The sequence below is a fragment of the Mameliella sp. LZ-28 genome (assembly GCF_012274245.1).
GTDB lineage: Bacteria > Pseudomonadota > Alphaproteobacteria > Rhodobacterales > Rhodobacteraceae > Antarctobacter > Antarctobacter albus.
Genome location: NZ_JAANYX010000038.1, coordinates 165,827 through 183,554 on the forward strand (window position 1 = coordinate 165,827; position 17,728 = coordinate 183,554).

Below are 17,728 nucleotides of genomic sequence, written 5' to 3' on the forward strand. Positions count from 1 at the left end.
ATTCTGCCGGATGGAGGGGACATGTCCAAAGCCAGATTCACCCGCGAAGAGGCCCTTGCCTTTCACCTCGAACCGACGCCCGGCAAATGGGAGGTGCAGGCCACCGTCCCGATGACCACGCAGCGTGATCTCAGCCTGGCCTATTCGCCCGGTGTGGCCGTGCCTTGCGAGGATATCGCCGCGAACCCGGAACTGGCCTACGACTATACCAACAAGGGCAACCTCGTCGCCGTGATCTCGAACGGGACGGCGGTCCTGGGTCTGGGAAACCTTGGCGCCCTGGGGTCGAAGCCGGTGATGGAAGGCAAATCGGTGCTGTTCAAGCGCTTTGCCGACGTGAACAGCATCGACATCGAGCTGGACACCGAGGATCCGGACGAATTCTGCAAGGCGGTCAAGCTGATGGGGCCGACGTTCGGCGGGATCAACCTTGAGGACATCAAGGCGCCGGAATGTTTCATCATCGAGCAGCGGCTCAAGGAAGAGATGGACATTCCCGTCTTTCACGACGACCAGCATGGCACGGCGGTGATCTGCGCGGCGGGTCTGATCAATGCTCTGCACCTGTCGGGGAAAAAGATCGAGGATTGCCGAATTGTCCTGAACGGTGCCGGCGCGGCGGGGATTGCCTGCCTCGAGTTGATCAAGTCGATGGGCGCGCGGCACGAAAACTGCATCATGTGCGACACCAAGGGCGTGATCTACCAGGGCCGCACCGAGGGCATGAACCAGTGGAAATCGGCGCATGCGGTCGTGACCGAGGCGCGTTCGCTGGAAGACGCAATGAAAGGCGCCGATGTCTTCCTGGGCGTGTCGGCCAAGGGGGCGGTCACTCAGGACATGGTCGCCAGCATGGCCGACAACCCGGTGATCTTTGCCATGGCCAACCCCGATCCGGAAATCACGCCGGAGGACGCGCATGAGGTGCGGGTGGATGCCATCGTTGCCACCGGGCGCAGCGACTATCCCAACCAGGTCAACAACGTGCTGGGCTTTCCCTATCTCTTCCGGGGCGCGCTGGACATCCACGCCCGCGCCATCAACGACGAGATGAAGATCGCCTGCGCGCAGGCCCTGGCCGAACTGGCGCGCGAGGACGTGCCCGACGAGGTGGCGCTGGCCTATGGCAAGACGCTGACCTTTGGCCGCGACTACATCATTCCCACGCCCTTCGACCCCCGCCTGATCCACCGGATTCCGCCTGCCGTGGCCAAGGCGGGCATGGACACGGGCGCGGCGCGGCGGCCCATCGTCGACATGGAAGCCTATGAGCACATGTTGCAGACGCGCATGGACCCGACCGCCTCGATCCTGCGGTCGATCAACGCGCGGGCGCGGTCGGCGCAGGCGCGGATGATCTTTGCCGAGGGCGACGATCCGCGCGTGCTGCGCGCGGCGGTGATGTACCAGCGGTCCGGCCTGGGCAAGGCGCTGGTTGTCGGGCGCGACGCGGACGTGAAACAGAAACTCGAAGAGGCGGGCCTGCACGACGCGGTGCGCGAGCTGGAGGTGGTGAACGCCGCCAACACGCGCCACCTGGAGACCTACAAGACCTTTCTTTACGAGCGCCTGCAGCGGCGCGGCATGGACCGACAGGACATCCACCGGCTTGCGGCGCGCGACCGGCATGTCTTTGCCTCGTTGATGCTGGCGCACGGGCACGGCGATGGGCTGGTCACCGGGGCAACGCGGAAATCGGCGCATGTGATGCAGCTGATCAACCATGTGTTCGATGCCGATGCGGCGCATGGGGCCGCGGGTGTCACCGCTCTCTTGCACAAGGGGCGGATCGTGATGATTGCCGATACCCTGGTGCATGAATGGCCCAACGAGGAAGACCTGGCCACCATCGCCGAACGCGCGGCGGGCGTGGCGCGGCACCTGGGGCTGGAACCGCGTGTGGCCTTTGTCAGCTTTTCGACCTTCGGTTACCCGGTGTCGGAACGGGCCGAAAAGATGCACCTGGCGCCGCGCGTGCTGGACCGGCGCGGGGTCAGTTTCGAATACGAAGGCGAGATGACCGTGGACGTGGCGCTGAACGTCAAGGCGCAGGAGCATTACCCGTTCCAGCGCCTGACCGGCCCGGCCAACATCCTGGTGGTGCCGGCGCGGCACTCGGCCTCGATCTCGGTCAAGCTGATGCAGGAGATGGCGGGGGCGACGGTGATCGGGCCGATCCTGGCCGGTGTCGACAAGTCGATCCAGATCTGTTCGACCTCGATGACCGCGAATGACATCCTGAACATGGCGGTGCTCGCCGCCGCCAAGATCAGCTAGACAGGGCAGGGGGCGGTCGCCCGGCAAGAGACCGGCATGGGAGGTGCCTGATGACGATCTTCAATCTCGGCTCTATCAACGCGGACCTGTTCTATCACGTCCCGCACCTGCCCGCTCCGGGCGAAACCCTGGCCGCGCGGTCCTTTACCCGGGGGCTGGGCGGCAAGGGCGCCAACATGTCGGTGGCCGCCGCGCGCGCGGCGGCGCGCTGCGTGCATATCGGCGCGGTGGGGGCGGATGGCGCCTGGGCAGTTGACCGGCTGATGGAATATGGGGTGTATACACAGTTTATTTCAACTGTATCCGAGGACACGGGAAACGCCCTGATCGCCGTCGATGACGCCGGAGAGAACACGATCATCCTGTATCCCGGCGCCAACCATGCCATTTCCACCGATCACCTGGCCGAGGCACTGGACGGGGCAGGGGCCTCTGACATCTTCCTGACCCAGAACGAGACCAACGCCCAGCGCGCGGCGGCGGAGCTGGCCTCTTCGAAGGGGATGCGGGTGGCCTATGCGGCCGCGCCCTTTGACGCCAAGGCGGTGCAGGCGGTCCTGCCGTTGCTGGACCTTCTGTTCCTGAACGCGGTCGAGGCGCGGCAGTTGCAAGAGGCGACCGGCCTGGCGCCCGAGGCGTTGCCGGTGCGCGACGTCATCGTGACATTGGGCGGGGACGGCGCGTGCTGGCACAACACCGACACCGGAGAAACACGGGCCTTTCCGGCTGTGCCGGTCACGCCGGTCGACACGACCGGGGCAGGGGACACCTTTACCGGCTATGTCCTTGCCGGGCTGGACCGGGGCCTGCCGATGGAACAGGCCATCGGGCAGGCGATGATTGCCGGGGCGATCATGGTCACGCGCGAAGGCACGGCGGACGTGATCCCCGACCTCCGCGACGTTCAGGACTTCGGCGGTTAAAGCGCAAAGTCATCTTCTGTCAGCCCGGTCACACCGGCGACACGGATCTCGGCCTCGGCGGCCAGGTCGGCGTCGGTGTTGAACTGCACGATGCTGGATCCGGCGGCCGTCTCGATCACCCGGATCTGGTTGGCGCCGGTAAAGGGCCCGGTGCCGACAAAGGTGAAGACACCGGGGATCATCGAGACCACGTTGATGATGTCGATCCCCTGTTCGAAATCCAGGATCTGGTCACGCTGGGCACCCAGACCGGCCTGGGCGGTGGTGCGGAACAGGAAGACATCCGCATCCTGTCCCCCGGTCAGGAAGTCGAGGCCAAGCCCGCCGGCCAGCTCATCCTCGCCATCGCGGCCGCGCAGGACGTCGGTGCCATCGCCGCCTTCCAGCACATCGTTGCCCGACCCGCCGTCCAGCGTGTCGTTGCCCTCGCCGCCGTCCAGTTCGTCGGCACCATCGCGACCGTTCAGCAGGTCGTTGCCGTTCTGGCCCCGCAGGGTGTCATTGCCCGCCTGGCCGCGCAGGATGTCGTTGTCATCGCCGCCTTCCAGGACGTCGTCGTCGCTGCCCCCGTCCAGCGTGTCGTCCCCGATGCCGCCATACAGGCTGTCGCTGCCCGCCTGACCGACCAGAACGTCGTTGCCATCGTCCCCCGAGATCAGGTCGTCGCCCGCGTTGCCGTTGAGGGTGTCATTGTCGCTCTGTCCACGCAGGTCGTCGTCCCCGTCGCCGCCAAAGGCGATGTCGTCGCCCGATCCCGCGCTCAACGTGTCGTTGCCGCCGCGCCCGATCAGCAGGTCGTCGTCGTTGCCGCCCGACAGGAAATCGGGAAAGTTGCCGCCCTTGAGCGTGTCGTTCCCGTTGCCGCCGCTGACCGTTCCGGAAAAGTTCGCCTGGACAACCTGACCTGTGCCCATGCCGTCATAAAGATCGAAACCGTCGCCAAGGTTGACGGTGCCGGTGATCGTCCCGGTGTTGATCATGCGGTCGTTTTCATTGCTGAACTCGATTTGGGCCGACATGCCGTTCTTGCCGATGATCGTTCCGTGGTTGACGAAGACCCCCGGAAGGAAGGCGCTGCTGGTGGTGGCAAAGATGATGCGATCCACCGCGAGTGTGCCCAGGTTGGTCAGGCGACCGCCGGAATCGGACGACAGGTCCAGTATAGAACCGCGCATCTCTCCGTAGTTCACGATGATCGCGTTCGACAGGTCGCCGCCGCCGGGCAGCAGATCGCCCAGTCGCGTTGCGCTCATCAATCCGTGATTCACCACCTGCAGGTCCACCGAGGATTGCGCGCCGGAGGGGTCGATCACGTCATCGGCGGCGATCACGCTGCCGTAGTTGTAGATGTGCAGCCGCGCCCCCGGCTCTGACGAGGGCGTATCCAGGACAAAGGCGCTGTCGATACCGGCCTGGATGGTGCCATTATTGATGATCTCGGCGTAGGCCGTGTTGATCTGGACCGTCCCGAAAAGATCGCCGTTGTTGAAAAGCCGCGTCTGGGTCGACGAACCATCGGCCATCTGCACCGCGACGGCGCTGGGTGTGACCTGTACACCTTCGAGAATTGTCAGCGTGTCGCCATTGGTGGCGGTCACGGTCGCGCTGGTATCGGTGGTCTGGAAAATCTGGGCCATGAAATCCTGTCCTGTCGCGTCAATGCTTGTGTCTACAACCAGACTGTCTAGCGCATGGCCCGAAATCTTCAATGATACCAAGGGGGCGTGCAGCGCCCCCTGGCTCATGTGCCCAATGTCACAGCACGAAATCATCCGCCGTCAGCCCGGTGACATTCGCCACGCGGATCTCGGCATCGGCGATGCCGTCGCCATCGTTGTCGAGCTGCACGATGGTCGAGCCGGTGGCGGTTTCCAGCAGACGCAGTTCGGGATTGCCCGAGGGCGCAAACCCGGCCGTGCCACGGAACTCGAAAACGCCGGGGGACAGGCCGGCGACGACGATCAGATCGATGCCCTGCTCAAAGTCCAGGATCTGGTCGCGGTTGGCACCGGGCACCGTATTGGCCGCTGCGCGGAACACGAATTGGTCCGCCCCGGTGCCTCCCGTCAGAAAATCGCGCCCCGGACCCCCGGCCAGTTCATCCTCGCCGGAGCGGCCACGCAGGATGTCGTTGCCATCATCCCCTTCCAGCGTGTCATTCCCGGCGCCGCCGTCCATCGTGTCGTTCTGGCCGCCGCCTTCGAGCCGGTCAGAGCCGTCCTGTCCCACCAGGATGTCATCGCCGATGCCGCCTGCCATCGTGTCGTCGCCCGCGTTGCCGGTGATCACGTCGTCATCCGAACCGCCATCCAGCAGATCGTTGCCGTCGCCGCCCAAGAGCGTGTCGTTGCCGTTGTCGCCGGACAGGTTGTCATCCCCGCCACGCCCGACCAGCAGGTCGTCTTCCGTGCCGCCCGCCATCGTGTCCGGAGCGTCCCCGCCGGCGATGGTATCCTCTCCGCTGTCACCTTCGATCACCCCGGTCGCGACTCCCGCGCCGCCTTCGTAACGGTCATTTCCGCTGAACAGCAGGATGTCGCCATCGAAGGTGCCGCTGTTGAAAATCCAATCAGCGCCTTCGCCACCCAGGAAGGCCCTTGATGACCCATAGATATAGCCGGCATTGTTGATGACAGAGCCGCCTGTCTGGCCCACGTTGGCGTTGACGATGATGCCGGTGCCCGTTGTCCCGATGATTTCGCCGGTGTTCACGATACGTACCGTCGTGTTGCCGGATGCCAGGATGATTCCGCTGCCGTCGGCATGAATGCGCCCGCTGTTCGAGATCCGACTGGCTATGCTTCCATCTGACTCGGTGACGATGATGCCGCTGCTGCCCGCAAGGATCGTACCTGCATTGTCCAGCTCGAAGTTTTCTGACACGTCGCCGGCCACGGCGTTTCCGTTCAACGAAATGATCGTCGCATTCGGACCAAACAGCATGATGCTGCCTTCTCCGGACATCTCGATGGCCGTCAAGGAAGCGTTGGAAACGGTCTGGACCGACCCGTTGACAGACAGGTAGTTGAGTCCGACTCCGGACAGGGTGATGGCCTCGTCGTTTGTGATGATCAGCTCACCGTCCTTGGTGACGACGCCAAGTTCCGCCCCGGTCAAAGTTCTGGCGGTCGTGTTGTAGCCTGTAATGGTGAAATTCGCCATTTTGCCTTCTCTCCAATTCGCTCTTCAATACATGCAAGGACCGGATCGCTGCCGATCCGGTCCATCCAGCTTAATGCAGGCCATGCATTGCGTCATGTGAGCGGGGGAAAGCGGCCGATTGATGCCGATCCACGGGTCAGTTCACGAAAGGTGCGGCGTTGCCCCAAAGCTGTTTCACGCGCTGGTCTCGGCCGCATCCGTCGCGGTAGCGTTTGTAGGCGTCGCGTTGCTTGACGATGCCAAAACGGGTCACGATGCGCTGGCTGCCCTTGTAGTAGTCCTGGTGATAATCCTCGGCCCGGTAAAAGCGTTTGGCGGGCAGGATCGGGGTGACGATCCGTTGGCCCAGCGCCTTTTCCGCCTCCGCCTTGGCGGCTTCGGCGGCGGATTTCTGGGCAGCATCCGTGTAGAAGATCGCGGTGCGATAGCTTTCGCCACGGTCACAGAACTGGCCCCCCGCGTCGGTCGGATCGACCGAGCGGAAGAACATGTCGTACAGCTGGCGGACAGAGACCGAGCCGGGATTGAAACTGATCCTGACGGCCTCGTAATGGCCGGTTCCGCCCCGGCTCACCTGCTTGTAGGTCGGGTTGGCGGTGCGCCCGCCGGTGTAGCCGGACACCGCCTCGCTTACGCCGCGGACTTTCTCGAAATCCGCCTCGACGCACCAGAAACAGCCGCCGGCCACGATGATCTCGGCGGCGCGGGCGGTCTGGGCCGTGGTCCCCAGGCCAAGTGCGAGAAGAAGGCAGAGCAGGGCGGGACGGATGGATACGAGACGGGGCATGGCGGGTCCTCCTTTTCCCAAAGCCTGCCCCGGTGCCCCCCTTCCTGGCAATCCGCCCCGAGAGGGTCTCACCCGAAGGTGAGCGAGACGTGACTTTTCTCGAAAAAATTCATCCGTGCTGAAACTTTTTCGGAGAGGGTTCGTGATTCAGGGCACCACACGCCGAAAAACAACTTTGTCGGCGTAGAGTAGAACTGGGAGAAAATGTATGAATTTCAAGATTATGACCGCCGCCCTCATCTGTGTCGCAGGCACTGCCTTTGCCGGCGGCCACGGCATGGCCCCGATGGTCGAAGCCGCTGACCAGAGCGTTGCAGAGGGCACCGTTTCCGCGTCCAAGGTTGTCGCGCCCGCCAACGGCTGGCTGGTGGTGCACCGTACCGGCGAAGACATGAAACCGGGCCCGGTTGTCGGCCATGCGCCGCTGCGCAAGGGCGAGAACATGGATGTCGCCGCGATCCTGACCGAGGAAGTCGCCGCCGGTGACATGCTGATGCTCATGGTTCACGGCGAAGACGGTGGCATGACCACCGGTATCTTCGAATACACGCTGGGCGCCAAGGAAGACGGCCCGATCCGCATGGACGGCAACCTGGTGATGACCACCATCACCGCCCAGTAAGGGCTCTCGCCGGGTCACCTCGTCTCAACCCCGGCCCGGCACCTGCCGCAGGTTACACGGCAGGCACGTGCCTGCGTATTTGGCACGGTGAACGGCCGTCCAGGTCCCGGTTTCCCGGACCTGGGCGGCCTTCATGTGTTCAGGATGCGTTTCCGCCGATCGCCTCGCGCGTGATCGGGCAGCGGGCGCCGTCATACATGCGATCCAGCACCTCGGCAAAGACCTCCGGCGCACCGGGGACCGCCTCGAACAGGGTCATGCAGGACCGCACCTTGAGCGCATCGACCGCGCCAAGGATCGTTTCCGGATCCGTCTCCGCATGGGTAAGTAGGATCTGCGAAACCTCGACCAGCCGGGGGCCAAGTACCGGGTGGGCAAGGTAGGCTGCGGCCTCGTCCAGCCCTGACAGCCCGAAATGCCGCGCGCGATGCGAGCGGCCCAGAATGGCCAGCTGCGGAAAGACCCACCAGATCCAGTGCGAGGTCTTCCGGCCCGCGCGCAACTCGCGCAGCACGTCGTCCCAGCCCGAAGCCTGGGACGTGACGAACTCGGATAGCTCAGCCAAGACGCCGCTTGCGTGCCGCCAGCAGGCGCAGGCGCAGGGCGTTGAGGGTGATGAAGCCCTCGGCGTCCTTCTGGTCGTAGGCGCCGGCATCGTCCTCGAAGGTCACATGGGCCTCGGAGTAGAGCGAGTTCTCGGACCAGCGACCGATGCAGCGGACCGAGCCCTTGTAGAGCTTCAGACGCACGGTGCCCGAGACCAACTGCTGCGAGGTGTCGATGGCCGCCTGCAACATCTCGCGTTCCGGCGAGTACCAGAAACCGTTGTAGATCAGTTCCGCGTAGCGCGGCATCAGGCTGTCCTTGAGGTGGCCCGCGCCGCTGTCCAGCGTGATCTGTTCGATGCCGCGGTGCGCCTCCAGCAGGATGGTGCCGCCGGGGGTTTCGTAGATGCCGCGGGACTTCATGCCGACAAAACGGTTCTCGACGAAATCCAGCCGCCCGATGCCGTGGGTGCGGCCGTAGTCGTTCAGCTTGGTCAGGATCGTGGCGGGGGACATGGCCTCGCCGTTGATGGCCACGGCGTCGCCCTTGTCAAAGGTGATCTCGATCACCTCGGGCGTGTCGGGCGCATCCTCGGGGTTCACGGTGCGCAGGTGCACGTATTCGGGCGCCTCTTCTGCCGGGTCTTCCAGCACGCGGCCCTCGGAGGAGGTGTGCAGCAGGTTCGCATCGACAGAGAAGGGCGCCTCGCCGCGCTTGTCCTTGGCGATCGGGATCTGGTTCTTCTCGGCAAAGTCCAGCAGCGCGGTGCGCGAGTTCAGGTCCCACTCGCGCCAGGGCGCGATCACCTTGATGTCGGGGTTCAGCGCGGCGGCGCTCAGTTCAAAACGAACCTGGTCATTGCCCTTGCCGGTGGCACCGTGGGCGACGGCGTCGGCGCCGGTTTCCTCGGCGATCTCGACCAGCCGCTTGGAGATCAGCGGGCGGGCGATGGAGGTTCCCAGCAGGTACAGCCCCTCGTAGACGGCGTTGGCGCGGAACATCGGAAAGACGAAATCCCGCACGAATTCCTCGCGCACGTCCTCGATGTAGATGTTCTCGGGCTTGATCCCCAGCATCAGCGCCTTTTCGCGGGCGGGCTCCAGCTCTTCGCCCTGACCGAGGTCCGCGGTAAAGGTCACCACTTCGCAGCCGTATTCCGTCTGCAGCCATTTCAGGATGATCGAGGTGTCGAGGCCGCCGGAATAGGCGAGCACAACTTTCTTGGGCGCTGTCATGGATCATGTCCTTTGGGGCAGTTTGGCGGGCGGATTAGCCTGTTTTCAGGGAGCCTGCAAGGAAGGGGCGTTGACGCCACCTCTCGGCGTGCTACCCCCTGAAGCCGGATTGTTTCGGAAAGGTGCGCGATGCGCGGCTGGCAGATTTTCAGACATTCGTTCCGCATGGTGCTCAACAACCTCGAAGCGGCCTTTCGCCTGTCGGCGGTCCTCTATGCCGTGCAGGCGCTGAACCAGGTGCTGGTGCTGCTGGCCGCCCCGGCCCAGGGGTCGACCGCGACAGTGATCAACCCGGGCATGGCGATGATGGTTCTCGCGACCTCGATCCTGGCGATTGTCGCCAGCCTGTGGATCGCCGTGGCCTGGCACCGCTATGTCCTCACCGGAGAGGAACCCGACGGTGCGGTGCCGCCCTGGCACGGCGGGCTGGTGCTGGCCTACCTGGGCCGGTCGGTGATGATTGCCCTGCTGGTGGTCGTTGCGCTGGTGGCCGCGCTGATCCCGGTGACGGCGGTCATGGCGATGGCGCCCGCGCTGGGCCTGCCGCTGATGTTGATGGTCGTGGCGCTGGCGGTCTACCTGTTCTTCCGCTTCGGCGTGATGCTGCCCGCCGGCGCCATTGACCGCAAGATGACCCTGCGCGAGGCCTGGGCCGCGACCGGCAAGGACCAGGAGGCGATGGTGGTGCTGACGCTGCTGGTGACGGGTATGGTGGTGGCGGTGCAACTGCCCGCGATGCTGAACCCCGACCCGCATTCGCTGATCAACCTTGTCTACAGCGTCGTTGTCGGCTGGTTCGCGACGATGATCGGGATCTCGGTCCTGACCACGCTCTACGGTGTCTGCGTCGAGGGCCGCGACATCGACTGACTTGCGCAGGCGCGGGGCTTGGGTCACTTCTGGGCCATGACACGTTTCCAGGACCAGGCCCGCGCCGCCGAGGCCGCCATGCGCGACGTCTTTCCGCCGACGCCGCTCTTGCGCAATGCCCATCTTTCCGAACGGTTCGGCGCCGAGGTGCTGCTGAAACGCGAGGATCTCAGCCCCGTCCGCAGCTACAAGCTGCGCGGGGCCTTCAACGCCATGCGCAAGGCGGAGGGGGAAATCCTCTTCGTCTGTGCCTCTGCCGGCAACCACGCGCAGGGCGTGGCCTACATGTGCCGGCATTTCGGGGTCACGGGCGTGATCTTCATGCCCGTGACGACGCCACAGCAGAAGATCCAGAAGACGCGGATGTTCGGCGGCGACACTATCGAGATCCGCCTGATCGGGGATTATTTCGACGATTGCCTGAAGGCGGCGCAGGCGTTCTGCGCGCAGGAGGGTGGGCATTTCCTGTCTCCCTTCGACGATGACGACGTGATCGAGGGGCAGGCCAGCGTCGCGGTCGAGATCGAACAGCAGCTGGGCCGCGCGCCCGACCACCTGGTGATTCCGGTGGGCGGCGGCGGCCTGTCCTCGGGCGTGCTCAGCTATTTCGGCAATTCGGTGCAATATACCTTTGTCGAGCCCTCGGGCGGGGCCTGCCTGCGCGCGGCGCTGCAGGCCGGGCGGCCCGTGGCCCTGCCACAGGTGAACACCTTTGCCGATGGCGCCGCCGTGGCCCGGATTGGTGAGCGGACCTTTGACCGGCTCAAGGGCGTGGGCCTGGCCAATACCCTGACGATCAACGAGGACAGGCTTTGCCTGACCATCCTGGAAATGCTGAACGTCGAGGGAATCGTTCTGGAACCCGCCGGCGCGCTCTCGGTCGATGCGTTGCAGGACCTCGGCCAGGGGATCTCCGGGCGGACGGTGGTCTGTATCACCTCGGGCGGGAATTTCGATTTCGAACGCCTGCCAGAGGTCAAGGAACGCGGGCAGCGCTATTCCGGGGTAAAGAAATACTTCATCCTGCGCCTGCCGCAGCGGCCCGGTGCGCTCAAGGATTTCCTGGGCCTGTTGGGTCCCGAGGATGACATCGCGCGATTCGAATACCTCAAGAAATCCGCGCGCAACTTTGGTTCTGTCCTGATCGGGATCGAGACCTCGGCGCCCGAGAATTTCGCCAAGCTGTTTGCTCAGCTGGATGCGCAGGGGTTCACCTACCAGGACATCACCGAGGACGAGATCCTCGCCCAGTTCGTGATCTGATGTTTGCCGGGCGGCGCGTTCTGCTGACCGGCGCGGCACAGGGGATCGGCCTTGCGCTGGCCCGCGCCCTGGCGGCAGAGGGCGCGCGGCTGTTCCTGACCGACAGGGCGGGGCCGGATCTGGACAGGGTTGCGCGGGACCTGGGGGCCGGGGCCTTTGCCGCCGATCTGCGCGACCCCGGGCAGATCGCTGCGCTTGTCGCGGACGCGCAGGCGGCGCTGGGCGGGGTCGACATGCTGATCTCGAACGCGGGCTTCGCGCGGGGCGCGATGGAGGGGCCCTGCAGCGCGCCGGATGACCAGTGGCAGGACAGTTGGGATCTGCATGTCATGGCGCATCTGCGGGCCGCGCGGCTTGTCCTGCCCGGTATGCGGGAACGGGGCGAGGGCTGGCTGGTCAATGTCGCCTCGGCGGCGGGGCTGTTGTCGCAGATCGGCGATGCACCCTATTCGGCCAGCAAACATGCCGCCGTCAGCCTGGCGCAATCCCTGGCGATCGAACATGGCGACGAGGGTATCCGCGTCGCTGTCGTCTGTCCGCTGTATGTCGCGACTCCGCTTTTGGGGTACGGGGTTGGGGAAGAGGACCGGCCCGAGGGCGTCCTGACACCCGAAGCGGTTGCGGACCGTGTGTTGCAGGGGCTGAGAGAGCAGCGGTTCCTGATCCTGCCGCATCCGGAGGCGGCGGAGTTTGCACGGCGCCGGGCCGCGGACATGGACCGTTGGATAGACGGCATGCGCCAGTTGCGGCGCGGGGCCTTTGCCGACGGTGCGCCGCGTGACCTGTCAGAACTGCACCGCCGCATCTGAGCAGCCGGGATTCGCTGTGTCAGGATTCGCTTTGCCTGTCAGGCGGCAAGCCGACCGGGCAGATCCTGTTCGAACTTGCGCCGCGAGGATTCGAATGTTTGGCGGACCTGTGCCGGGCTGACGGTGTCCGGCGCGCCCGAGGCGGCGGATTTTTCTCCCTTCAGACACAGTTGGGCCAGTTCCGCGAACCCAAGGTTCAGCGAAGCGCCCTTGAGGAAGTGCATCTGTTCCTCTGTCACCACCGGATTGCCTTCGCATTTCTCCAGCGCGACGATGGCGATTTCAACCTCGTCCAGGAACAGGTCGACAACCTCGGCAAAATCCTCGGCGCCGATTTCATCGACCAGCTCGTCGACACGCGACCAATCAATCATTCCCTGACCTCCTGCGGAAAACACGCCGGTGAAAGAGGCCCTGGCCCCTTTGTGCGCCCTGTCTAATCTGCGCAGGTAAAGGCTGCCTTTCCGTTTGTGCCGGGGCGGCGAGGGAATGCGGCGCATTTTATCGTTCAGGCCGCGTTAAGGAACGGAGCTTAGAAACCGCGGCATTGGAAACGCCAACAGGGGCACGAATTGCAGACCCAGAGCACCAGTATCCCGTCCGGGCTGACAGGCGCTATTCAGCGCGTGCTGGTGGTCGATGACAGCCGCGCCCAGCTGAAGATGGTCGAGACGATGGTCCGCCGCTGGGGGTACGAGGTGATGACCGCCGACTCCGGGCACCAGGCGCTGGAAATCGTGCGCCGGACGCCGCCGGATCTGATCCTTTCGGACTGGATGATGCCGGGCATGACGGGGTTGGAATTCTGTCGCCATTTCAGGAGCCTGTCCCAGAATGGATACGGCTATTTCATCCTGCTCACCTCCAAGAGCGAGAAAGGCGACATTGCCAAGGGGCTGGACGCGGGCGCCGATGATTTCCTGACCAAGCCGGTCAACGCGCACGAACTGCGCGCGCGGATCAAGGCCGGCGAACGCATCGTGTCGATGGAACGGCAGCTGTCGGAAAAGAACCGCCAGGTCTCGGACGCGCTGGAGGAGTTGCGTGAGATCCACACCGCCATAGACAACGACCTGCGCCAGGCGCGCACGATCCAGCAATCGCTGGTCCCCGAACGTATCTGCGAGGTCCTGACGTCTCGCGTCAGCCTGCTGCTCAGGCCCTGCGGTCATGTCGGCGGTGACCTGGTGGGCGTGTTCAAGCCGGGGTTCGGGCGGCTGGGTCTCTACAGTATCGACGTCTCGGGCCACGGCATCACCTCGGCGATGGTGACGGCGCGGGTGGCGGGCTATCTGTCATCGACCTTTCCGGAACAGAATGTCGCCCTGGAACGCCGGTTCGACCGGTTCTACGCCATGCGCGAACCGGCAGAGACGGCGCAGATGCTGAACCAGCGGCTGGCCGCCGATCCCGGGGTCGAAGAATACCTGACGATGGCCTATGTCGCGGCCGATCTTGCCTCGGGACGGATGCGCATGGTGCAGGCTGGGCATTCGCCGCCGCTTTTGCTGCGGGCGGATGGCAGCCATGACTTCATCGGGGATGGCGGGCTGCCCATCGGCCTGGTCGACGAGGTCAGCTATGACCAGCATGATTTCCAGCTGCAGTCCGGGGACCGCCTGCTGCTTTATTCCGACGGGTTCACCGAGGCGGTGATGAAGAACGGCGAGATGCTGGGCGACGATGGCCTGGTCGAGATCTTTCGCGAAAGCGCCCGCACCGGCAGTGGACCGGACCTGCTGGAGGACATGTTCTGGCGCCTGACACAGCAGATGGAAAGCGCCGCGAAACTGGGCGATGACGTTTCTGCCGCGCTGCTGGAATACGACGTTCTCAGGGACGCCAGGGCCTGACGTTCCGCAGGCAGAACTCCCGGACAAAGCTGCTGTCGCCGCGATTGCCAAGCTCTTGCACCGCCATCTCGGGGCTGCGCCAGATCGCCGTATGCCCGGCTTCTGTCGGGGGGCCGTGTGGTCGAACCGGCTGCGCCGTGTAGATCACGCAGAGCTTTTCCGCCCAGAGATCGTATTCCGGCATGAAGGTGAACCGCCGGAAGGCACCCAGCCGGCGCGGCCGGGCGATTCGCCAGCCGGTTTCCTCGAACACCTCGCGGTGCAGGGCGGTCAGCGGATGTTCCCCCGGGTCGATGCCGCCGCCGGGCAGTTGCACCTCTGGTCCCGGGTCGGCCTGCAGCGTCAGCAACAGGCGCCCGGCGCGGGGCAGGATGGCATAGACGCCGGGCCGCAGAGTATAGCGCCGACCGGGTTCCGGCGGCGTGCCGATCCTGGGTGTCATCCCTGGCCCCCTTTGCGTCCGGGTTCATTCCTCTTATATGGTCGCGATATGCCAGCCAAAGGCAGACAAGGAAACCCCATGAGCATCGGCAACAAACTCGCCTGGGACGACACCGTCCTACCCTTTCAGCTTGACCGTTCGGACATGCGCGGCCGGGTCGCCCGGCTTGACGGCGTGCTGTCCGGCGTTCTGAAACAGCACGATTACCCCGCCCCGGTCGAGGCACTGGTGGCCGAGATGGCACTGCTGACCGCACTGATCGGCCAGACCATCAAGCTGCGCTGGAAACTGTCGCTGCAGGTGCAGACGAACGGCCCGGTGCGGATGATCGCCACCGATTACTTCGGCCCCGAGGAAGAAGGCCAGCCGGCGCGTATCCGGGCCTACGCCAGCTTCGACCGGGACCGGATCACCGACGCGCCGCCGTTCCAGCAGCTTGGCTCGGGCTATTTCGCGATCCTGATCGACCAGGGCAAGGGGATGCAACCCTACCAGGGCATCACCCCCATCGCGGGCAGCAGCCTGTCGGATTGCGCCGCCGCCTATTTCGCGCAGTCCGAACAGCTGCCCACCACCTTTGCGCTGTCCTATGGCCGGTCGACCGAACCGGGCGTGGCCGAACATTGGCGTGCGGGGGGCATCATGCTGCAGCACATGCCCAAGGCCTCGCCTTTTGCCAGCGGCGAAGGCGGGTCGGGTGACGAAGGGTTGCTGCAGGCCGAGGATCTGCTCAGCGGCGACAACGAGGAAAACTGGAACCGGGTCAACAGCCACCTGCATACGCTGGAGGAAATGGAGCTGATCGGCCCGACCGTGCCGCCGACAGAGCTGTTGTTGCGCCTGTTCCACGAGGAACAGCCGCGCGTCTACGATGCGCAGCCGGTGCGTTTCGGCTGTACCTGCTCCGAGGATCGCGTGCGCCAAAGCCTGTCGATCTACTCGGCCCGGGACATCGAGAAGATGACCACGGACGAAGGGCTGGTGACGGCGGATTGCCAGTTCTGCGGCGCACATTACACGCTGGACCCTGCCAGCGTAGGGTTCGAGGCCGATGGGTCCGATGACACGGCCAATGACACGGAATGAACAGGAAGCGCGGTTGCGCCGGGCGCCGGATGCGCCCGGGGCGCCGTCGTCGGATTTCGACCTGAACCCCAAGGTGGTCCTTCCCGAGGGCCGCAAGCTGCGCCCGGCGGGCGTGCTGGCGGCCTTTCGCCCCGGCGCGAACGGGCTGGACCTGATCCTGACCAAACGCTCCAGCCGCTTGAAACACCATCCTGGCCAGATCGCCTTTCCGGGCGGCAAGGTCGATCCGGGCGATGCCGACGAGGTGGCGGCCGCCCTGCGCGAGGCGCAGGAGGAAGTGGCGCTGGACCCCGGCCAGGTCGAGGTGCTGGGAACACTGCCGCCGCATGAGACGGTGACCGGCTTCGTGGTGACGCCGGTCATCGGGCTGGTGCATGGTGATTTCACGCCGATGCCGGAACCCGGCGAGGTCGACGAGGTCTTTGCCGTGCCCTACGCCCATGTCACAGATCCCGAACGCTATTCTGTGCAGTGGCGGCGCTGGCGCGGGCAAAGGCGGCTGTATTACACGGTGCCGTTTGGGCCCTATTACATCTGGGGCGCCACGGCGCGGATGCTGCGGGCGCTGGCGGAAAGGGTGCAGCCATGACCCGCGTCACCGGAGATTGGCTGGATTCGCCCGCAACGCAGGTGGTCATGGGGCTGCTCGAAGACGGGGGGCACCTTGCCTATGCGGTCGGTGGCTGCGTGCGCAACGCGCTGTTGGCTGTGCCGGTCAGCGACGTGGACATTTCCACGGACGCGCGCCCGGAACGGGTGATGGAACTCGCGCGGGCCGCCGGGCTGAAGGTCGTGCCGACGGGGATCGACCACGGCACGGTGACGGTGGTCGCCGATGGCGAGGGGTTCGAGGTCACGACATTCCGCGCCGATGTGGAAACCGATGGCCGGCGGGCCGTGGTGCGCTTTGCCGATGACGTGCACGAGGATGCCGTGCGGCGCGACTTTACCATGAACGCGCTCTACGCCGACCGGCGCGGCACGCTGGTCGATCCGCTGGGCGGCTTGCCGGACCTCGAGGCGCGGCACTTCCGCTTTATCCTGGATGCCGACACCCGCATCCGCGAGGATTACCTGCGCATTTTGCGCTTTTTCCGGTTCACTGCCTGGTACGGCGATCCCGAGGCCGGGATGGACCCCGAGGCGCTGGCCGCCATTGCCGCCAATCTCGACGGTCTGGACGTGCTGTCGCGCGAACGGGTCGGGGTGGAACTGGTCAAGCTGCTCAAGGCGCCCGATCCGCTGGTGTCCGTCTCGGTGATGGAACGGCTGGGCGTGCTGGCCCATGTCCTGCCGGGGGCGAGTATCACGGCGCTGGGCCCCTACCTGCTGCTTGAGGCGGAACAGGGCATGACGCCCGATCCGATGGCCCGCATGGCGGTCATGGGATATTTCGACGGGGCCGCCTTGCGCCTGTCGAGGTCGCAGCAGCGCGAGCTGGAGCTGTTCCGCGCACTGATGTCCGGGACCGAGGGCCCGGCAGAGCTTGCCTACCGCCACGGCAGCCAGGCGGCTCAGATCGTGATGGTCCTGCGGGCCGCCAGCCTGGGGATGCCGGTGCCGCCCGACTTGGCGGCAGAGCTGTCGCGCGGGGCGCAGGCCAAATTCCCCTTGAAGGCCAAGCATTTGATGCCAGCCTACCAGGGCGCCGCGCTGGGCGATGCGCTGCGCCGGGCCGAGGATCACTGGATTGCGCAGGATTTCGCGCCCGATGGCGCCGCCCTGCGGAACTGGCTCGACGAGGGGTGACAGGCCGGGAATTCTGGCCTAATACATGTTCGACTCATGTAATTCCCGGGAGACATGATGGTGCGTGACAGGATCCTGATCAGCTTCGCCTGAGCCGGTCTGCA

At 65.0% G+C, this 17,728-nt stretch carries 17 protein-coding genes; 10 read left to right on the forward strand and 7 right to left on the reverse strand.

What is annotated here, in order from left to right; genetic code table 11:
- The first annotated feature begins 21 nt into the window (after positions 1-21).
- Both G9Q80_RS27465 and G9Q80_RS27470 read left to right on the forward strand, forming a co-directional pair.
- Positions 22-2,277: an NADP-dependent malic enzyme gene (locus G9Q80_RS27465; protein WP_043142818.1), complete on the forward strand. Its 2,256-nt coding sequence runs from the start codon at positions 22-24 to the stop codon at positions 2,275-2,277.
- 50 nt (positions 2,278-2,327) lie between these two features.
- Positions 2,328-3,200 carry a ribokinase gene (locus tag G9Q80_RS27470; RefSeq protein WP_088715965.1) on the forward strand — a complete coding sequence of 291 codons (873 nt, stop codon included), beginning with the start codon at positions 2,328-2,330 and terminating at the stop codon, positions 3,198-3,200.
- Here G9Q80_RS27470 and G9Q80_RS27475 read toward each other — a convergent pair.
- From G9Q80_RS27475 to msrA, 3 genes are all read right to left on the reverse strand, one after another.
- Positions 3,197-4,837: a calcium-binding protein gene (locus G9Q80_RS27475; RefSeq protein ID WP_088715966.1), complete on the reverse strand. Its 1,641-nt coding sequence runs from the start codon at positions 4,835-4,837 to the stop codon at positions 3,197-3,199. The two genes, G9Q80_RS27470 and G9Q80_RS27475, sit on opposite strands and share 4 nt — an antisense overlap.
- 118 nt (positions 4,838-4,955) lie before the next feature.
- Positions 4,956-6,362 carry a calcium-binding protein gene (locus G9Q80_RS27480; RefSeq protein WP_088715967.1) on the reverse strand — a complete coding sequence of 469 codons (1,407 nt, stop codon included), beginning with the start codon at positions 6,360-6,362 and terminating at the stop codon, positions 4,956-4,958.
- Between the two features lie 136 nt (positions 6,363-6,498).
- Positions 6,499-7,149, reverse strand: coding sequence for a peptide-methionine (S)-S-oxide reductase MsrA (gene msrA, locus G9Q80_RS27485; RefSeq protein ID WP_069211160.1), 651 nt, complete (start codon positions 7,147-7,149; stop codon positions 6,499-6,501).
- A 208-nt stretch (positions 7,150-7,357) separates the two neighbouring features.
- Between msrA and G9Q80_RS27490 the strand changes: the two genes are divergently transcribed.
- The gene (locus tag G9Q80_RS27490; protein ID WP_043142810.1) at positions 7,358-7,771 is read left to right on the forward strand and encodes a DUF7282 domain-containing protein; all 414 of its coding nucleotides are present in this window, start codon (positions 7,358-7,360) and stop codon (positions 7,769-7,771) included.
- 139 nt (positions 7,772-7,910) lie between these two features.
- On the opposite strand, the gene G9Q80_RS27495 is transcribed toward G9Q80_RS27490, so the two are convergent.
- Positions 7,911-8,336, reverse strand: coding sequence for a DUF1810 domain-containing protein (locus tag G9Q80_RS27495; RefSeq protein WP_232788250.1), 426 nt, complete (start codon positions 8,334-8,336; stop codon positions 7,911-7,913).
- Positions 8,329-9,552, reverse strand: a complete 1,224-nt coding sequence (locus G9Q80_RS27500; RefSeq protein ID WP_088670006.1) for an argininosuccinate synthase — start codon at positions 9,550-9,552, stop codon at positions 8,329-8,331. Before G9Q80_RS27500 ends, G9Q80_RS27495 begins: the two co-directional genes overlap by 8 nt.
- A 165-nt stretch (positions 9,553-9,717) precedes the next feature.
- On the opposite strand from G9Q80_RS27500, the gene G9Q80_RS27505 reads away from it, so the two are divergent.
- Genes G9Q80_RS27505 through G9Q80_RS27515 form a run of 3 tightly spaced genes read left to right on the forward strand, consistent with a single transcriptional unit; the run spans position 9,718 to position 12,494 of the window.
- Positions 9,718-10,422, forward strand: coding sequence for a hypothetical protein (locus G9Q80_RS27505; protein WP_245188950.1), 705 nt, complete (start codon positions 9,718-9,720; stop codon positions 10,420-10,422).
- A 36-nt stretch (positions 10,423-10,458) separates the two neighbouring features.
- Positions 10,459-11,685: a threonine ammonia-lyase IlvA gene (ilvA, locus tag G9Q80_RS27510; protein WP_088715969.1), complete on the forward strand. Its 1,227-nt coding sequence runs from the start codon at positions 10,459-10,461 to the stop codon at positions 11,683-11,685.
- The gene (locus G9Q80_RS27515) at positions 11,685-12,494 is read left to right on the forward strand and encodes an SDR family NAD(P)-dependent oxidoreductase (RefSeq protein ID WP_198550000.1); all 810 of its coding nucleotides are present in this window, start codon (positions 11,685-11,687) and stop codon (positions 12,492-12,494) included. The genes ilvA and G9Q80_RS27515 overlap by 1 nt, the downstream gene beginning before the upstream one ends.
- 38 nt (positions 12,495-12,532) lie before the next feature.
- Here G9Q80_RS27515 and G9Q80_RS27520 read toward each other — a convergent pair whose 3' ends face one another.
- On the reverse strand, positions 12,533-12,868 hold the full coding sequence (locus tag G9Q80_RS27520; protein WP_088715971.1) for a histidine kinase: 336 nt from the start codon (positions 12,866-12,868) through the stop codon (positions 12,533-12,535).
- A gap of 198 nt (positions 12,869-13,066) precedes the next feature.
- On the opposite strand from G9Q80_RS27520, the gene G9Q80_RS27525 reads away from it, so the two are divergent.
- Complete coding sequence (locus G9Q80_RS27525) at positions 13,067-14,347, forward strand: PP2C family protein-serine/threonine phosphatase (RefSeq protein ID WP_052244527.1); 1,281 nt, start codon at positions 13,067-13,069, stop codon at positions 14,345-14,347.
- Here G9Q80_RS27525 and G9Q80_RS27530 read toward each other — a convergent pair.
- Positions 14,328-14,789 carry an NUDIX domain-containing protein gene (locus G9Q80_RS27530; protein WP_069211154.1) on the reverse strand — a complete coding sequence of 154 codons (462 nt, stop codon included), beginning with the start codon at positions 14,787-14,789 and terminating at the stop codon, positions 14,328-14,330. The two genes, G9Q80_RS27525 and G9Q80_RS27530, sit on opposite strands and share 20 nt — an antisense overlap.
- Positions 14,790-14,867: 78 nt before the next feature.
- Here G9Q80_RS27530 and hslO point away from each other — a divergent pair, with 78 nt between their 5' ends.
- The 3 genes from hslO to G9Q80_RS27545 are packed head-to-tail and all read left to right on the forward strand — an operon-like array spanning position 14,868 to position 17,624.
- Positions 14,868-15,875, forward strand: a complete 1,008-nt coding sequence (gene hslO / locus G9Q80_RS27535; RefSeq protein ID WP_043142794.1) for an Hsp33 family molecular chaperone HslO — start codon at positions 14,868-14,870, stop codon at positions 15,873-15,875.
- A complete protein-coding gene (locus G9Q80_RS27540; protein WP_088715972.1) occupies positions 15,862-16,464 on the forward strand; it encodes a CoA pyrophosphatase in 603 nt (200 codons plus the stop codon). The genes hslO and G9Q80_RS27540 overlap by 14 nt, the downstream gene beginning before the upstream one ends.
- Positions 16,461-17,624 (forward strand): CCA tRNA nucleotidyltransferase, encoded by a 1,164-nt coding sequence (locus G9Q80_RS27545; protein WP_088715973.1) that lies wholly within the window; start codon positions 16,461-16,463, stop codon positions 17,622-17,624. Before G9Q80_RS27540 ends, G9Q80_RS27545 begins: the two co-directional genes overlap by 4 nt.
- Positions 17,625-17,728: the final 104 nt, after the last annotated feature.